At 70.7% G+C, this 16,370-nt stretch carries 11 protein-coding genes; 2 read left to right on the plus strand and 9 right to left on the minus strand.

Going from position 1 to position 16,370, the window contains the following annotated elements:
• Positions 1-29: 29 nt before the first annotated feature.
• The 5 genes from gspK to gspG are packed head-to-tail and all read right to left on the minus strand — an operon-like array spanning position 30 to position 3,133.
• Positions 30-983, minus strand: coding sequence for a type II secretion system minor pseudopilin GspK (gspK, locus tag ACQQ2N_RS00195; RefSeq protein WP_440223646.1), 954 nt, complete (start codon positions 981-983; stop codon positions 30-32).
• Positions 980-1,750 (minus strand): type II secretion system minor pseudopilin GspJ, encoded by a 771-nt coding sequence (gene gspJ, locus ACQQ2N_RS00200; protein ID WP_440223647.1) that lies wholly within the window; start codon positions 1,748-1,750, stop codon positions 980-982. The genes gspK and gspJ overlap by 4 nt, the downstream gene beginning before the upstream one ends.
• Positions 1,747-2,118, minus strand: a complete 372-nt coding sequence (gspI, locus tag ACQQ2N_RS00205) for a type II secretion system minor pseudopilin GspI (RefSeq protein WP_440223648.1) — start codon at positions 2,116-2,118, stop codon at positions 1,747-1,749. Before gspI ends, gspJ begins: the two co-directional genes overlap by 4 nt.
• On the minus strand, positions 2,115-2,663 hold the full coding sequence (locus ACQQ2N_RS00210; RefSeq protein ID WP_440223649.1) for a GspH/FimT family pseudopilin: 549 nt from the start codon (positions 2,661-2,663) through the stop codon (positions 2,115-2,117). The genes gspI and ACQQ2N_RS00210 overlap by 4 nt, the downstream gene beginning before the upstream one ends.
• A 14-nt stretch (positions 2,664-2,677) precedes the next feature.
• Complete coding sequence (gene gspG, locus ACQQ2N_RS00215; protein ID WP_440223650.1) at positions 2,678-3,133, minus strand: type II secretion system major pseudopilin GspG; 456 nt, start codon at positions 3,131-3,133, stop codon at positions 2,678-2,680.
• Between the two features lie 57 nt (positions 3,134-3,190).
• Here gspG and ACQQ2N_RS00220 point away from each other — a divergent pair, with 57 nt between their 5' ends.
• Together ACQQ2N_RS00220 and ACQQ2N_RS00225 are read left to right on the plus strand one after the other, a co-directional pair.
• A complete protein-coding gene (locus ACQQ2N_RS00220; protein ID WP_440223651.1) occupies positions 3,191-4,564 on the plus strand; it encodes an adenosylmethionine--8-amino-7-oxononanoate transaminase in 1,374 nt (457 codons plus the stop codon).
• Between the two features lie 71 nt (positions 4,565-4,635).
• Positions 4,636-5,370: a 16S rRNA (uracil(1498)-N(3))-methyltransferase gene (locus ACQQ2N_RS00225; RefSeq protein WP_440223652.1), complete on the plus strand. Its 735-nt coding sequence runs from the start codon at positions 4,636-4,638 to the stop codon at positions 5,368-5,370.
• A gap of 86 nt (positions 5,371-5,456) precedes the next feature.
• Here the strand turns inward: ACQQ2N_RS00225 and ACQQ2N_RS00230 are convergent, their stop codons facing one another.
• The 4 genes from ACQQ2N_RS00230 to ACQQ2N_RS00245 form a co-directional block, all read right to left on the minus strand.
• Positions 5,457-6,119, minus strand: coding sequence for an AbiU2 domain-containing protein (locus ACQQ2N_RS00230; RefSeq protein ID WP_440223653.1), 663 nt, complete (start codon positions 6,117-6,119; stop codon positions 5,457-5,459).
• A gap of 365 nt (positions 6,120-6,484) precedes the next feature.
• Positions 6,485-6,949 (minus strand): chemotaxis protein CheW, encoded by a 465-nt coding sequence (locus ACQQ2N_RS00235; protein ID WP_440223654.1) that lies wholly within the window; start codon positions 6,947-6,949, stop codon positions 6,485-6,487.
• Between the two features lie 10 nt (positions 6,950-6,959).
• On the minus strand, positions 6,960-9,362 hold the full coding sequence (locus ACQQ2N_RS00240; protein ID WP_440223655.1) for a chemotaxis protein CheB: 2,403 nt from the start codon (positions 9,360-9,362) through the stop codon (positions 6,960-6,962).
• Positions 9,349-16,341: an Hpt domain-containing protein gene (locus tag ACQQ2N_RS00245; protein WP_440223656.1), complete on the minus strand. Its 6,993-nt coding sequence runs from the start codon at positions 16,339-16,341 to the stop codon at positions 9,349-9,351. Before ACQQ2N_RS00245 ends, ACQQ2N_RS00240 begins: the two co-directional genes overlap by 14 nt.
• Between the last annotated feature and the right edge of the window lie 29 nt (positions 16,342-16,370).

Here is a 16,370-nt window from a genome sequence, read left to right on the forward strand (position 1 = left end):
CGTCATTCGTGATGCAGTGGCGGAACGGCTCAGCGCGTCGCCGCGACGGGCGGGATCTCGACGCCGCGGCTGCGCGCGAGCACGCGCACGCCACGGTCGCGCTCGAGCAGGCTCGTGAACGAGAAAGGGATGCCGTCGAGCACGATGTCGCCGCGCGCGAGGAAATAATGGCTCGCCACGCCGAGACCCGCGCGGTCGGCCGGCGAGACCTGCACGCCTTGCCGCTCGAGTTCGGCGAGCGCGGTGTTCGCATCGGGCCAGTTGGCCTGCCCTTCGCTGCGGATGCGCTCGGCGAGCGCGGCCGTGATGCGGCTGTCGAGGCTCATGATGACGGCGGTGGTCGCGGTGTTGAGGTTGATCGGACTGTCGACCGGCAGCACGCAGACTTCGGGCGAAAGCCGCGCATACGCCGCGCCGTCGATGCCGCGCACGAGGCGCAGTTCGGATACGTGCGCGAACGCGCGGTTGGCCGTGCGGTACGGGATCGCCTGGGCGAGGTAGGCGTTGTCCTCGGCACCGCCGCGTGCATCGACGCTGGTGTCGGCATCGACCCAGTCGACCACGGCTCCAGACAGTGCGGGATCGAGCTCGAGCGTGCGCAGCAGGTTGTCGAAGCGCTTGCGCCACAGCGCCGCGTGCGTGCGCGACGCGAGGTTGTTGAGGTTGAAGCAGCCGTTGAGGTCGACCATCGTCGCGCTGATGCGTCCGCCCGGTACGTCCTGCGGCGGCATCGGCACGGCCCACATGTCGTTGCGCGCATCGCGACCACCATCGGCCTCGAGATCGCGCATGAGCACGTTCGAGGCGAAGGATTCGAGGCCTTCGGCATAGGCGACCGCCTGCGCGCCGCGCAACACATTGCGCGTGCGCGCGACGCCGAGTTCGCCGCGATCGAGCAGTGCACCGACCAGCACGAGCGCGAGCGCGACCGCAAGCAGCGCGACGATGAGCGCGACGCCGCGCTGCCGACGCGGCGACCTCATGGCACCGGCCCTGTCGCGGTTTCGGGTCCGACCGGCGCGCCGATCGGCACCGTGCCGGGCGGTGTTTCCGCGCCGGTCTCCTGCCCCGCCACCGGTGCTCCCGCGGCCCGCGCCGGTGGCACCGAGGGCAGCATGACGAGGCGGCGCAGTTCGCCGAGATCCTCGAACGCGAGTCGGAACTCGATCGCGCGCGGCAGCGCATCGACCGGCGACTCGCGGCGCGGTGGCCAAGTCTCGCGCCAGGCACCGTCGTCGCCGAGGTAGCGCAGGCGCAGCGTCTCGACGCCGCCGGCGAGTTCGCCACGCTCGGCCGAGCTGCCCGGCGCGCGATCGAGCACCGCGTAGCGGCCGCGCTGCAGCGCACGCGCGTCGACCGCGTAGACGACGCGCTCGACATGGCTGCTCGCCTCGCGACGCGGATCGGCGAAGCCGAGGCGGCTCAGCTCGATGCGGTCGCCCGCACCGAGCAGTGCGGGCAGCACCTCGCCGTAGCCGCCGCGCACGGGACGCGCGATCGCCTGGCGCAGGTCGCGCTCGAGCATGCCGACCGCGCGCACGGCCGCGGCGAAGCGATCCTGGCGTGCGGCCAGTTCGGTGCGCGTGCGCGCGACCTGCGCGAGCGAGGCCCAGGTGATCGCCGCGACGATCGCGAACACGGCCATCGCGACGAGCACCTCGATCAACGTGAAGCCGCGTACGTCCGACGCGTGGACGCGAACGCACGCAGCACGTGCCTGTGTCGACGGGATCGTCCGTGAGCGCATCATGGCTGCGGCAACTCGCTGCCGAAACCGCTCAGCGTCGCGCTGGGCTGGTCCTGGCCTTCGACGAACACGCTCACGTCGAGCCTGCGCATGCGGATGTCGGACGTGGCCTGCACGTCGAGCGTCCAGCGCCAGTCGCGTCCGCCGAGGCGCGTGCGGCCGTCGCGACGACCGGTCGCCGGCATCGGCGTGGCCAGCTTCGTCTCGGCCAGCACGTTCGCGGCGACCCAGCCGGCCAGCGTGCGTTCGCGCATCGCGTCGAACGCCGAGACCTGGCCCGCCGCGGTGCGCACGAGCGCGACGAGCGCGACCGCGACCACGGCCAGCGCGACGAGCACCTCGAGCAGGCTGAAACCCCGAGCGCGCCTCACGGTCGCGTCTCCGTGCGCTCGGACACGAGCCGGCCAGCCGCGGTCACGCGCAGCTCGTGGCGTGCGACGATGCCGGCATGCGCGAGGCGCAGCACGAACGACGAAAGCTCACCCGAGGCGAAGCACACGACCGCCGGCGCATCGTCGTGGCGCGCGAGCGGATCGAGCGCACGCCCGTCGCGCAGCAGCTCGACCTGCGTGCCGGGCGACCACGTGCGCGCGCGCAGTTCGCCGTCGCGCTGATCGGCCTGCCAGCCCTCGAACGCGAGCATCGTGAACGCGTAGCCGTCGGCATCGATGCGCACACCGATGTCGCGACCGAGCAGCTCGGCCTGTTCGCAGGCGTGGCGCACGAGCGCCTCGAAACGCTCGGCATCGCGTGCGAGCGTGCGTTCGCCACCGACCGACGAGACGCCGAGCGTGGCCACCGCGGCGAGCACCGCGACGACGACCACGATGACGAGGATCTCGACGAGCGTGAAGCCGCGCGCGCGTCGACGCGCATCGAACAAGGGCCGCGCGGACGCCGTGGCGCGCACGCGCATCGGGGTGCTCCTGCTCAGCGGGTCCAGTTGCCGATATCGGCCGCTTCGCCCTCGCCGCCCGGACGACCGTCGGCGCCGAGCGTGAAGACGTCGACCTCGGCATGCTGGCCCGGGGACTGGTACTGGTACTCGCGACCCCACGGATCCTTCGGCAGGAGGGCGTCGCGCAGGTACGGCCCACGCCAGTTCGGCGCCTCGGACTGCGACGACGGCCGCACGACCAGCGCCTGAAGGCCTTGCGCGGTGGTCGGGAACACGAAGTTGTCGAGCTTGTAATTGTCGAGCGCCGAACGCAGCGTGGCGATGTCGGCGCCGGCCTTGGTCGCGCGCGCCTCGCCGGTGCGCGGGATCACGTTGATCACCACTACCGAGGCGAGCACGCCGAGGATCACCACCACGACGAGGATCTCGATGAGCGTGAAGCCGCGCATCGCACGTCGGGCGCTGCGCGCGCGGAAGGAGGTCGGCATCGTCGTCATGTCGCAGTGGCTTGTCGGGGACCGTCGAGGCCCGGATCATAGCAAAGCATGTCGACCTCCCCCGTTCCGCCCGCCTCGCTCGCCTCGCTCGCCACGCGCGACCTCGCCGTGGTCTGGCACCCGTGCACGCAGATGCACGACCACGAAACCCTGCCGATGCTGCCGATCGCGCGCGCCGAAGGCGCGTGGCTGCACGCCGATGACGGCCGCCGCTGGCTCGATGCGGTGAGCTCGTGGTGGACCAACGTGCTCGGCCACCGCCATCCGCGCATCGTCGCGGGCCTGCGCGACCAGCTCGACCGCCTCGACCACGTCATGCTCGCCGGCATGACCCACGAACCCGCGGTCGCGCTGGCCGAGGAGCTCGTGCGCGTCGCCCCGCCGGGCCTGTCGCGCGTGTTCTACGCCGACAACGGCTCGAGCGCGATCGAAGTCGCGCTCAAGATGAGCTTCCACTACTGGCGCAACCTCGGCCAGGCCAAGCGCACGCGCTTCATCGCGATCGAGGGCGGCTACCACGGCGAGACGCTCGGCGCGCTGTCGGTCACCGATGTCGCGCTGTACCGCGACACCTACGCGCCGTTGCTGCTGCAGCCGATCTTCGCGCCGTCGCCCGACGACTACCTGCGCGAACCCGGCACGACGCGCGAGGAGCACGTGCAGGCACGCCTCGAGGCGATGCGTGTACTGCTCGAGCGTCACGCCCACGAGGTCTGCGCGGTCGTGATCGAACCGCTCGTGCAGTGCGCGGGCGGCATGCGCATGCACGATGCGGCCTATGTCGCGGGGCTGCGAAAGCTCTGCGATACGTTCGACGTGCACCTGCTTGCCGACGAGATCGCGGTCGGCTTCGGCCGCACGGGCACGCTGTTCGCGTGCGAGCAGGCCGGCATCACGCCCGACTTCATGTGCCTGTCGAAAGGCCTCACGGGTGGCACGCTGCCGTTGTCGGCGGTGCTCACGAACGAGGCTGTCTACGCCGCGTTCTACGCCGAGTACGCGGCCGGCAAGGCCTTCCTGCATTCGCACAGCTTCACCGGCAACGCGCTCGCCTGCCGCGCCGCGCTCGAGACGCTGCGCGTGTTCCGCGACGAGCCCGTGCTCGAACGCAACCGCGCACTCGCCGCGCATCTCGCCGCGCGCCTCGCGCCGCTGCGCGGGCATCCGAACGTCGCCGACGTGCGCCAGACCGGCATGATCGCCGCGATCGAACTCGTGCGCGACGTGCGCACGCGCGAGCCGTTCCCCGCCGCCGACCGGCGCGGCCTGCGCGTGTACCGGCACGGCCTCGAACGCGGCGCGATCCTGCGTCCGCTCGGCAACGTGGTGTACGTCATGCCGCCGTACTGCATCACGCCGGACGAGATCGACCTCGTCGTCGACATCGCGACCGAAGGCATCGCGCTCGCCGTCGCCGACTGAACGCGCGGCTCGACGCCCGCGCGGCGCGGCGCGAGAATGCATCGACCGCCGCGACCGCCATCGTCCACGCCATGCGCATCCCGAGAATCTGCGTCTTCGCGCCGCTCGCCGCCGATACCGAGATCGTGCTGCCCGAACAGGCCGGCGAGCATGTCGCGCGCGTGCTGCGCATGGATCGCGGTCATCCACTCGTGCTGTTCAACGGCGACGGCCGCGAGTACCGCGCCGAGATCGCGCAGCTGGCAAAGCGCGCGGTGACCGCGCGCGTGCTCGACGACGGCACCGAGACGGGGCGTGAAAGCCCGTTGCAGCTCACGCTCGCGCAAGGCGTCGCGCGCGGCGAGAAGATGGACCTGATCCTGCAGAAGGCGACCGAACTCGGCGTGCAGCGCATCGTGCCGTTGATCACGGGACGCACCGAGGTCAAGCTCGACGCCGAGCGTACGGGACGCCGCCTCGCGCACTGGCAAGCCGTCGTCGCGGGCGCCTGCGAACAGAGCGGCCGCACGCGCCTGCCGTCCATCGAGGCACCGGTGCGCCTCGCGACGTGGGCCGCCTCGCTGACCGACGAGGTCGGCCTGCGCCTCGCGCTCGATCCCGAAGGTTCGCTCAGCGTGCGCACGCTCGTCGCGCCGACCCGCGCCGTGCTCGTGGTCGGCCCCGAAGGCGGCCTCTCCGACGACGACATGGCGATCCTCGACCAGGTCGGCTTCGAAGGCCTGCGCCTCGGCCCGCGCATCCTGCGCACCGAAACCGCCGGCCTCGCCGCGATCGCGGCGCTGCAGGCGGTGCATGGGGATGCGTGAGGCCCCGGCTTCGCAGCTCGGACGAGGGTCGACACCGCATCGACATGCCGAGTCGAGCCGCGTGGCGGCGTCCAGACCGTAGATCGTCAGACCTTGCCCCATCGGCTGGAGAGAAGATCATCACGCGGGATGGCGCCCTGCTCGACCAACTCCTGGTATCTCAGACCCCGCGTGAGCGCAGCGATGAGGCTGTCACCATCGTCCTGAAGCACGACGAATTCGTAGGCCGTGCGAGTCCCGGTGAAATGGAGCTCGACACCGTTCATCACGTCACGCAATGCCTTCAATGCCACCTCGATCTCTTCGCGCGAGGGGCCAAGCAGCGACGCTTTTGCCTCCAGGTTGATCTGGAGGTCTGCGTGTGCAATGCGCTTGTTGCGCCTGTCCCTGATACTCGCGCAGGCGTCCTCATAGCGCCTCAGCAACGGCGGAAGCTCGGATGCCAACACACCCGAAGCAATGACCCGATCGAGTAGATTCTTTAGGGTCAGATTCTCTGCCCGACCACCTCTGACCGGCGTAGATGCTGGATCGCCGAGCTTTGCCAGTCCCAGCTGGACATCATCGAGCAATACGTCTTGAAGCATCCGGGCGAACGTACCGGCCGACTGATTCAGAACGTCGACGCGAGCCTCACTGGTGCCGTAGAGCTGTCTGTAGATCGCCCAACGGCCATGCAGCCATGTGACCTCGTAGTCGATGGCTTGCCATACCTCATCGATCGCCGCGACGCCGAGTGCGATTGGCATGAATGTGCTCCATCGCTCGTTGCACGGGCATCACGTATCACGGCGGAATCCGCTGCGCGGGTTCCGCCCTACAAGGGCGGCGTGGCGAAGAGGCCGGGTGGTGCGCGTAGCGCGGAACCGCCGCAGGCGATTCCGCCGCATGTCTCGGCGGATCGCGGACGGGACAGGCCTCCCCGCGCCTCAGGCTGCCATCGCCTCGGCCGCCATGCGGGAACACGCACGTCACGGCGGAATCCGCTGCGCGGGTTCCGCCCTACAAGGGCGGCGTGGCGAAGAGGCTGGGTGGTGCGCGTAGGGCGGAACCGCCGCAGGCGATTCCGCCGCATGCCTGAGCGGGTCGCGGACGGGACAGGCCTCGCTGCCCTTCAGGCCGCCATCGCCTCGGCGACCATCGCCTCGATCGCGCCGAGGTCGGGGATCACGGCGTGGTCGTCGCGCACGAGCACTTCGGCGCGAACACCGGGGGCGAGCTCGGTGTGGTCCCCGGTGGTCAGCAGCAGATCCTGGGTGACCGTGGTGAGGCGCGGGAAGCCCTGCGCGAGCATCGCGATGAACGGCATCTTGGCGCTGCCGCCGAGCGCCTTGAGGACGGTCACGCGTGCGTTCGACGTGCTCTCCTCGGTGGCGTGGCCGGCGAGGATCGGGAACGAGAACAGCGGCAGGCGCCAGCCACGCCAGCCGAGGCGGCCGAGCAGCCACGCCGGTGCGCCGTCGACGCGCTCGGGGGCGGAGTACGTGATGACTTCGGCGACCGTCGCATTCGGCAGCAGCACGCGGCCGCCGGTGACGGGGATCATGACGCCGCGGATTTCTCGGGGCAGTTCGGCCATCGCTGGATCCTCAGGAAGTCTTGCCGGCCGCCGGTCGTTCGGCGAGCACGCGCTCGGCGAGCGCGGCGGGTGAGCCCGTGAACGCGACGACGCCGGTCTCGATCACGCCGTCGACCATCGCGCTGATGACGCAGGTGTCGGGATCCTGCACGTAGACACGGCCGCCCTTCGCGGCGAGCTGCTTCGCGCCGGTGGCGGCGTCCTCGGCCATGCCCGAGAACACGATCGTGCCGGCGCTCGAGCCGAAACGTTCGGCGATGTCGGTGAGCAGGTCGTCGATCGACGGCACGTGCGGCGGACCGCCCGCCGGTAGTGCCTCGAGCACGATCACGCCCTGTGGATCGACGCGCAGGCGATGCGTGACCGGCACGATCACGAGGTCGCCGTGGCCGACGCGCTCGCCGTGCTGCGGCTTGCGCACCATGAGCTTGGTGGTCTTGGCGAGCTGCTGCGCCATGATGTCCATGAACTCGGCGCCCATGTGCTGGGCGAGCAGGAACAGCGCGGGATAGTCGGCCGGGATCTGCGCGAGGAATTCGCGCACGGCTTCGGGGCCACCGATCGAGGCGCCGAGCACCCACACCTTGCGCACGACGGCCTTCGGCGCACTGATCACCGAGGTATCGAGCCAGGCTTCGCGGACCACGTCGCCGGTCGAGGCACCGGAGGGCGCGATCGCTTCCTCGATCGGCATCAGTTCCAGCGACAGGCCGCCGAGTGTGACCGGTGGCGGCTCTGCGGTTTCTTCGACCTCGGGCGCGAGGTATTCCGCGGCCGACACGGTCTCGATGCCGAACTGCGCGGGGCCGGTCGGCGGTGCCGCGCGCGTCGCCTCCTCGTCACCGTCGAGCGGATCGAGCGTCCACGCGAGCGCGGACCCGAGCACGGGCGGTGGTGCGTTGACGACGGGTGCCTCGGCGGGCTTGCCTTCGTCGTCCTTCGGCGCATCGGCCCAGTCGAGGTCGAGCAGCTCGAACGTGACCGGCGTCTTCGTGTCGCCGGCGGTGCGGATCTCGTCCGCCGCCGCCGCGAGCGACGCGCCGACGTCGAGGGGTTCTTCGACCGCGGGCTGCACCTTGCCCGAGAGCAGGGCATCGAGGTCGACGGGGTCCATGCGCTCCTGCGCACGCTCGCTCGGCGAGGCACCGGCGTCCGCGTCGGGCAGGTCGAAGTCGGCGAAATCGCCGAGGTCGCCGAAGCCGAGGGCATCGTCATCGGAAGCCGTCGCCGGCTTGGCCGGCGCGGCCTCGTCGTCGGAAGCCGAGTCGATCGACACGAGTTCGAGCCCGGCGAACACCTCGGGGGTCGCCACGGCGAGTTCCCCGGGGACATCGTCGCGCACGATCCCGGAATCGGCTGCGGGCGTGTTCCAGGCGAACTCGAAATCCTCGCCGGCCTCGTCCTGCACGGGAGGCGACGCCACGGGCGCTTCCGCGACCGGTGCCGGTGTTTCCGTCGGCGCGTCGAAGTCGAAATCGAACGACGATTCCGCAGACGGTGCGGACGCCGGCGGCGGCTTCGGTGCCTGCACCGGAGGCGGTGCGGGCAAGTCGAAATCGGGCTCGAGCACGAGCCTATCCGTCGGCGCAGGAGGCACCGTCGGTGCGGCCGTAAGCTCCCAGTCGAGCAGAGGTTCGTCCGCCGCCGCGGGCGCCGTGGGCGCCGCGTCGAGCAGGGCATCGAGATGGGCGAAGTCGAGTGCGTCGTCCTCGGCGGCCTCGGAGGCTGCCACGGCCGGCGGCGGTGCAGGCGCGTCGACGACACCGAAGGCTTCGAGGACGAGGTCCTCGACGTTGCGCGCAGGCGGCTCGTCCCCCTCGACAGCGACGACGGACGTCTCCGGGCCGGACATCGGCACATCAGCGGATTCGGCGATGCCCGGCGCGCGCTGCGCTTCGATGGGTTCCTCGCGGACGACCTCGGCAACCGCAGGTTCGGCATCGACCTCGCGCGCGGCGTCCGCGTCACGCGGAGCGGCGAGCTGCTCCACGACCACCGCAGCCGCGACGGCAGCGACGACGGGCGACGGCGACGGCGGCGCTTCCGCGCCTTCGGGACGCGGCGGATCGGCGTTGTCGCTGCCGCGGATCTTGGCGGCGAGGTGGCGCGCCCAGCGCGCCTGTTCCCAGCCGGACAGCCGGCTCGACACGCCCGACTCGTCGAAGATCACGTTGTAACGATCGTCGTCGAGCAGCGCGTAGACGTCGTCGAGGTGCGATTCGACGTCGGCGTCGAGGTTCACGACGACGACGCGTGCGCCCGACTCCTCGAGCGCCTGGCGGTCGAGTTGCGCGGCCGGTGCTTCATAGACGATCGGCGTACCCGCGCCGGCGAGCGCATCACGCAGGTGGCGTCCCGCCTCGCCCGACTGCGACAGCAGCGCGATCGGGACGTTGGCCTCAGGGTTCTGCACGGCTCGCCCTCAGCGTTTCCTGGACATGGCGAAGCAGGTCGACTTCCTGGTACGGCTTGCCGAGGTAGCGTTCGACGCCGATTTCGAGCGCACGCTGGCGATGCTTCTCGCCGGTACGCGAGGTGACCATGATGATCGGCACCTTGCGCAGGCGCGAGTCGTTGCGCATGTAGGTCGCGAGCTCGTAGCCGTCCATGCGCGGCATCTCGATGTCGAGCAGCATGAGATCCGGCACGGCATCCTGCAGCTTCTCGACGGCGTCGAGGCCGTCCTTCGCGGTGAGCACGTCCATTTCGGCGCGCTCGAGCACGCGCGTCGTGACCTTGCGCATCGTGATCGAATCGTCGACCACCATGATGAGCGGGTTGCGGCGCGTCTCGACCACCGGCACGACCGGGGCGACCGGCGCCTCGACCTCGCCCGCGGCGACGCTCGCGCGCAGCGCGGCCGAACGGCGCACGAGCGGCGAGAGGTCGAGGATCATGACGACCGAACCGTCGCCCATGATCGTCGCGCCGAAGATGCCGGGTACCGAGCTGATCTGCGGGCCGACCGACTTGACGACGATCTCGCGCGAGCCGACGACCGCATCGATGCGCACCGCGGCGCGCTGGTCGCCCGCGCGCGTCATGAGCAGCGGCAGCTGGGTCTCGTCGACGACGCGCCCCGCGGGCACGCCGAGCAGCTGGGAGAGCTCGTAGATCGTGAACTCGTCGCCGGCATAGGCGTAGGTCGGCGAGCCGCTGGCGATGCGCTTGGCGTAGTCGTCGTGGGCGATGCGCACGACGCCCTGCACCGACGACATCGGCACCGCATAGACCGCTTCGCCGAGGCGCACGAGGATCGCCTGGGTGACCGCGAGCGTGAACGGCAGGCGGATCGTGAACGTGGTGCCCTTGCCCGGCACCGAATCGATCGCGAGCGAACCGCCGAGCTGCTTGATCTCGCTGTGGACGACGTCCATGCCGACGCCGCGGCCGGCGAGCTGGGTGACCTGCTCGGCGGTCGAGAAGCCGGCTTCCATGATGAAGCCGTAGAGGTCGCGGTCCGACAGCTGCGCCTCGGGGCTCAGCAGGCCCTGCTGGATCGCCTTGCGGCGGATCGCGTCGCGATCGAGGCCGCGGCCGTCGTCGGTGATGCGCAGCACGACTTCGGTCGCTTCACGTGCGACCGAGATCGTCACGCTGCCGTCGAGCGGCTTGTCGGCCTCGAGGCGCTGTTCGGGCGTCTCGATGCCGTGTGCGAGCGCGTTGCGCAGCATGTGCTCGAACGGCGCCTTCATGCGCTCGAGCAGGTTGCGGTCCATTTCGCCTTGGGCGCCCTCGACCTTGAGCTGCGCACGCTTGCCGAGTTCCTGCGCGGACTGGCGCAGCGTGCGACGCAGCGACGGCACGAGCGAGTCGAACGGCACCATGCGCGTGCGCATGAGGCCTTCCTGCAGGTCCGAGCTGACGCGCGACTGCTGCAGCAGCAGGGTTTCCGACTGGCGCGTGAGGTCGTCGAGCAGGCCCTGGATCGAGACCAGATCCGAGACCGACTCGCCGAGTGCGCGCGAGTACTGCTGCAGCTGCGAGAAGCGGTCGAGCTCGAGCGGATCGAACGTCGCGTCGCTGCCGCCCTCGTGATGCTCGCGCTGGTAGCGCGCGATGATCTGCGCCTCGGTCTCGATCTCGAGCTTGCGCAGCTGCTCGCGCAAGCGCGCGACGGTCTGCTCGAACTCGATGAGGTTGAAGCGGAACGTCGAGATCTGCTGCTCGAGGCGCGAGCGGTAGATCGACACCTCGCCGGCGTAGTTCACGAGCGAATCGAGCAGCTCGGAACGCACGCGGATCATTTCCTGCGGCGCGCGCGGCTCGTCCTCGGTCTCCGGGCCGGGCATCGTGCGCGGCTCGGGACGCGGCGCGGGCACCGCCGCCGCAACCGTCGCGGCCGGTACTTCGGACACCGGTTGCGGCGTCGACGCGGCCTTGATGCTCTCGTCGGTGGCCGTGGCGGCCGGAACCTCGCCGCTCAGCAACTGCTCGAGGCGCGCGATCGCCGCCTCGGGCATCGCGATCGCCTTGCGCTGGGCGACACGCTGCACGAGGCCGTGCAGGTGGTCGAAGCCCGCTTCGAGCGACTCGATCGCGGGGCGGTCCATCGTGTAGGTGCCGTCGTACACGGCGTCGAGCAGCGACTCCATGACATGGCTGAGGTCGCCGATCGGCGCGAGGCCGGCCATGCGCGCACCGCCCTTGAGCGTGTGCAGGTCGCGTTGCAGGCCGCCGATGAGCTCGCGCTCGTGCGGCGTCTCGCGCAGCTTCGCCATCACCGAATCGGAGTGGTCGAGGATGTCGTTGCCTTCCTGCACGAAGATGTCGAGCAGGTCCTCGTCCATCTCGGCGAGTTCGAGGCGGCCTTCGGGCTGTTCGTCGTCCGCGAACGCACGCACGGGCGCAGGCACCGCGTCCACCACCATCAGGTCCGTCTCGTCGGGCGCCCCGGCTTCATCGGCCGCATCGGCCGCATCGGTCACCTCGGGCGACGGCGCCGCGACGGCGAGCGTGGCGTCGGCCGGCTCGTCACCGGTCTCTGCAACCGGCAGCGGCGTGGCCTCGTCGTCGGCGGCCGCGGGAACCTCGACCTCGTCCTGGTATGCGGCGATCGCCGCCTCGATGTCGGCCAGCGCATCGCGCGCCTCCGCATCCGGCGTCACCTCGACCGCGGCGGCCGCATCTTCCCTCGCCTGCCATGCGGCGATCTCGGCATCGATGTCGTCCAGCGTGTCGCCGGCCCCGGTCACGTCGCGCAACGGCGCGTCGCCATCGAGGTGCGCGGGTTCGGCGGCGGCATCGACGTCGTCGACGACCGGTTCGTCGAACGAGGCGAGCAGCGCGCGCTCGAGTTCGAGCTCCTCGTGGGCTTCCGACACGGGCGCGTCGGGGGCATCCCCCGTCTCGACCGCGACGATGTCGCCGGACACGGCCGTCGGCTCGACATCGATCACTTCGACCGACCCGTCGGCATCGATGCGTTCGATCGCATCGTCGGCGTCGAGGAGGTCGGCGAGTTCGATGACCTCGGTCGGCGCGCCGCTGTCGGCCGGAGCGCCCGTATCCTCGTCGCGTTCGACCTCGTACGCGGGCTCCGCGGCGGCCTCGCCGGCCGGCACCGCGACGATGTCGTCGGCCAGCGCGTCGGCATCCGCGGCGAACACGTCGTCCGCGGCGGCCTGCGCCGCCTCGAGATCGGCGACGAGCACGTCACCGGCCTCGACGACCTCAACGGTGATGCCGGCGACGGGCTCGTCGGCCGGCGACCCGGACGTGGCGTCCGCCTGCGCAGGTGCCACCGGTTCGTCGAGCCCGAAGCGGGCCAGTTGTGCATCGAGCGACTTCGCGAACGCGTCGAGGTCGTCGTCGCCGATCTCGGACGCTTCCGAGGTGAACGCGGCGGACGTGTCGAGCCCCGGCGGGATCGACGCTGCCGATGCGGCGGCCGACTCGATGTCGAGCCAGTCGCCGTCGGGCGTGGATGCCGGATCGTCGAGGTCGGGAAGCAGCGCCGGGGCCTCGTCGGCGAGCGCGGCTTCCTCCTGATGGTAGAGCTGCAACGCGCTCGGCGGTTCGTCGAGCGCGTCGCGCAGCACGACGATGCGTTCGGCGAGGGCCGAGCTGTCGGGCAACTGGCTCGAACCCGCATCGAGGCGCTGCATGATGTCGCGCACGAGCGCAGCGGCTTCGCCGAGCACGGCGGTGCCCTCGACGTCGATCGGCGCAGCGTGCGCACGCGCACGCTTGAGATAGCCCTCGAGCGGGGCGAGCACCTGCGAGAGTTCGTTGATCTCGACCATCGCGATCGCGCCGCTGAGCGTGTGCACGGCGCGCAGGACCGGTTCGGAAACCGGCAGCGGCACGTAGCGCGACTGCTCGAGGAAGTCGTCGATCACCGACAGGTGCATCGCCGTTTCGCTCTTGAGGATGTCGAACAGCACGGGATCCAGGCCCGGCAGGGGGCCGGCGACGATCTCGTTCGACGCGGGCGCCTCGAACTGCGGCACGGCGGCGAGGATCTCGTCGATACCGCTCGCCATGGGTGCCACCGCTTCCGCGGGCGGCGCGGGCCGGCTTACGCGCACGCGTCGCGTGACGACGCGCTTGACCGTGCGCACGGGTGCATCGACGCGCTCGGGCAGCCAGACCATCTCGCCGGCGGCGAGGCGGTCGGCCGTGGCCATGATGCCGGCGATGTCGCTGGTCGGCGCACCTTCTCCACGCAATGCGCCGAGCAGGCCCGGCAATGCGCCGACGGCGTGCTCGACCAGCGCGCGCACCTGCGGCGTGGGCTGGATCGTGTTGTCGAGCACGCGGTTGAGCATGTTCTCGACCTTCCAGCTGAATTCGCCGAGCGCGAGCGCACCGACGAGACGACCGGAGCCTTTCAGCGTGTGGAACGAACGGCGGATCGGCTTGAGCAGTTCGGCGTTGTCGGCATGCGCCTGCCACAGCGGCAGCTGCGCGCGCAGGTTGTCGATCTCCTCCTGCACCTCCTCGACGAAAACGTCGCGGATCTCGTCGTCGATCTCGCTCGAGGCGGCGATCTGGAAACTGCCGTCGCCGACGTCCGCGGGCGCTTCGACTTCTTCCTCGACCTCTTCCTCGATCTCGATCCATTCCTCCTCGTCCTCGGACTCGAGGTCCGCCTCCGCATCGGCCTCGACCGCGGAGGGCGCCTCGGCGAGGACGTCGCGCGGCACGTCCTCGGCCGTCTCGGCCAGACGCAGGCCGCCGAGATCGTGTTCCTCAGCCGGCGGCATCGTGCTGTCGCCGACGATCAGGTCGCGCAGGTCGTCGCCCGCGGCGACTTCGACCGCGCTGTCGAGTTCGAGGGCCGGCTCCTCGCGCTGCGGCGACGACGAGGGGGCGCCCGGCACGTCGGGAAGGTCGCCGAAACTCAGGCCGTCGAGATCGAGCACGCGCGTGTTGCCGGCGGGCTCGTCGTCGAGACGCAGCAGGCCCGACTCGAGCGGGATGTTGTCGCCCCAGCTCAGGAAGGCCGCCGGCAGTTCCACCGCCGTATCCAGGCGCGGCACGTCGCGTGCGGGGGCGACGGGTTCGTCGGACGCGGGCGAGCCGCCGTAGGCGAGCGCTGCGGCGGCGAGCAGGTCGTCATCCGCGGCTGCGGACGCTGCGGGCACGACGGTTGCGGCCGGCGTGTTGCCGCCGGTGTCGGCGACCGGTGCGGGGGCCGGCGAACCGCCACCGCCGCCGGGGCCGCCCGAGCCACGCGGGTCGCCGTCGACACGCAACGGCCAGTAACCGAGCGCCTCGAGGCTGCTGCGGGTGACGTCGAGGATGCGCTCGCGGCCGCCACGCTGTTCGCGCGTGGCCTCGAGGTAGTACTCGATCGACGCGAGCGCGTCGGCGAGCTTGTCCATCTGCTCGTTGGTCGGCACGCGACGATGGCGGATCAGCTCGATCTCGACGAAGCCGACGATGCCGCCCATGAGCTCGGCGGCCGCGCCGAGGTCGAGCATGCGCAGCGCGCCCGAGATTTCCTCGAGCAGGCGCGGGATCTGTTCGACGCGCGCGTGATCCCACGGCGATTCGATGAACGCGATGACATCGTGCTTGGCCTGCTGGATGTTGATCGCGGCCTCGCGCATGAGCGCATCGAGGATCTTGCGCACCTCGGCCTTGGGCAGTTCCAGCGCGCCGTCGTCGTCGCCGCCACCGGCGGCACCGAGGCGCTCGATGTGGTCGTCGAGCGAAGCCTCCACGTAGAGCAGTGCACCGGCGACGTCGAGCAGCGTGCCCTCGTCGGCGGCGCGCTTCTCGGTCGCGATCTCCTCGACCACGCCGCGCTGCTCGGTGACGACGCGACGCGGCACGCCGAGGCCGAGCATGCCGAGCGTGTCGCGCACGCGATCGAGCACGTCGACCTGCGCGAGCAGGTCGCCGGGCACGCGGTTCTGCGCGCGCAGGAAGATGTCGAGCGACTCCTTGACGCGCAGCAGGTCGTCCTTGATCGCGGTGGAGACGGTGTCGAGCAGGGTGCGGTTGTGGCCCGAGATCGAGCCCTTGGCATGCGCGACTTCCTGATCGGTCGGCAGCAGTTCGCCGAGCCGGTAGGTCTCGCGGATGGCCTCGACGCGCGGCGTGCGGCTCTCCGAGTGCGCGATGTAATACAGCAGGTTCTGCACGAGCTCGCGCGGCGGCGCCGAGGTCAGGCCTTCCTCGCCGAACTCGGCGTAACGGCGGATCTCGCGGTCGATGCCGCCGAACAGCAGCTTGATCGCCGCGCTCGGTTCGAGGCTGCCGTCGCTGACCGCGTCGGCCACGGCGGCACTGATCCAGAACAGGCGGCGCGGCTCGTCGCCGTGCGCGACGGTCGTGCGCAGGCGGTCGAGCACGTCGCGCAGGCGCGCGGGGTTCTCGAGCGCACCGGAATCACGGAACCACTTGAGCAGCGCGGCCTGGAAGGCGAGGCGCAGGCGCAGCGCAAGCGCACGCACGTCCTTGAGCGGCAACGGCTGGGCCACGCCGGCGGCGGCCTGCGGCAGCGCGATCGAGAGATCGGGCGAGAACAGCACCGACTCGGTCAGCAGCTTCTCGCCACGGCACGCGCGCAGGTCGTTGAGCAGCGGCAGCAGGACGATCGGAATGTCCTTGTGGCCGCTCTGCACGCGCTCGAGGTAGTCGGGCAGCTGCACCATGCCGCGCATGAGCACGGAATAGGCCTCGTCGCGCTGGCGCACGCCGTCGGCGAGCAGCGCATCGGCGAGGCGTTCCATCTCCTCGATCACCATCGCCGCGCCGTACAGCTCGACCATGCGCAGCGTGCCCTGCGCCTGGTGCAGGTAGGTCGTGCAGAAGCGCATGAGGCTCGCGTCGGCGGGATCGTCGACGTAGGCCTCGAGCGCCTGGCGCGCCTGCTTGAGCGTCTCGTCGAGCTCGCCCTTGACCCAGCTGAGGGTGGTGAAATCGTCGTGCAGTTTCATCGTGTTCCGCTCGCGTTGGCGCGATCCGT

The sequence above is a fragment of the Dokdonella aquatica genome (genome assembly GCF_051987395.1).
Taxonomy (GTDB): domain Bacteria; phylum Pseudomonadota; class Gammaproteobacteria; order Xanthomonadales; family Rhodanobacteraceae; genus Dokdonella.

What these genes read in the sequence shown, in the direction of transcription:
- ACQQ2N_RS00235 (WP_440223654.1), bottom strand. Translation starts at nt 6,949, where the DNA reads ATGGCCGAACTGCCCCGAGAAATCCGCGGCGTCATGATCCCCGTCACC.
- ACQQ2N_RS00225 (WP_440223652.1), top strand. Translation starts at nt 4,636, where the DNA reads ATGCGCATCCCGAGAATCTGCGTCTTCGCGCCGCTCGCCGCCGATACC.
- ACQQ2N_RS00220 (WP_440223651.1), top strand. Translation starts at nt 3,191, where the DNA reads ATGTCGACCTCCCCCGTTCCGCCCGCCTCGCTCGCCTCGCTCGCCACG.
- ACQQ2N_RS00210 (WP_440223649.1), bottom strand. Translation starts at nt 2,663, where the DNA reads ATGCGCGTGCGCGCCACGGCGTCCGCGCGGCCCTTGTTCGATGCGCGT.
- gspK (WP_440223646.1), bottom strand. Translation starts at nt 983, where the DNA reads ATGAGGTCGCCGCGTCGGCAGCGCGGCGTCGCGCTCATCGTCGCGCTG.
- gspG (WP_440223650.1), bottom strand. Translation starts at nt 3,133, where the DNA reads ATGCCGACCTCCTTCCGCGCGCGCAGCGCCCGACGTGCGATGCGCGGC.
- ACQQ2N_RS00230 (WP_440223653.1), bottom strand. Translation starts at nt 6,119, where the DNA reads ATGCCAATCGCACTCGGCGTCGCGGCGATCGATGAGGTATGGCAAGCC.
- gspJ (WP_440223647.1), bottom strand. Translation starts at nt 1,750, where the DNA reads ATGATGCGCTCACGGACGATCCCGTCGACACAGGCACGTGCTGCGTGC.
- ACQQ2N_RS00245 (WP_440223656.1), bottom strand. Translation starts at nt 16,341, where the DNA reads ATGAAACTGCACGACGATTTCACCACCCTCAGCTGGGTCAAGGGCGAG.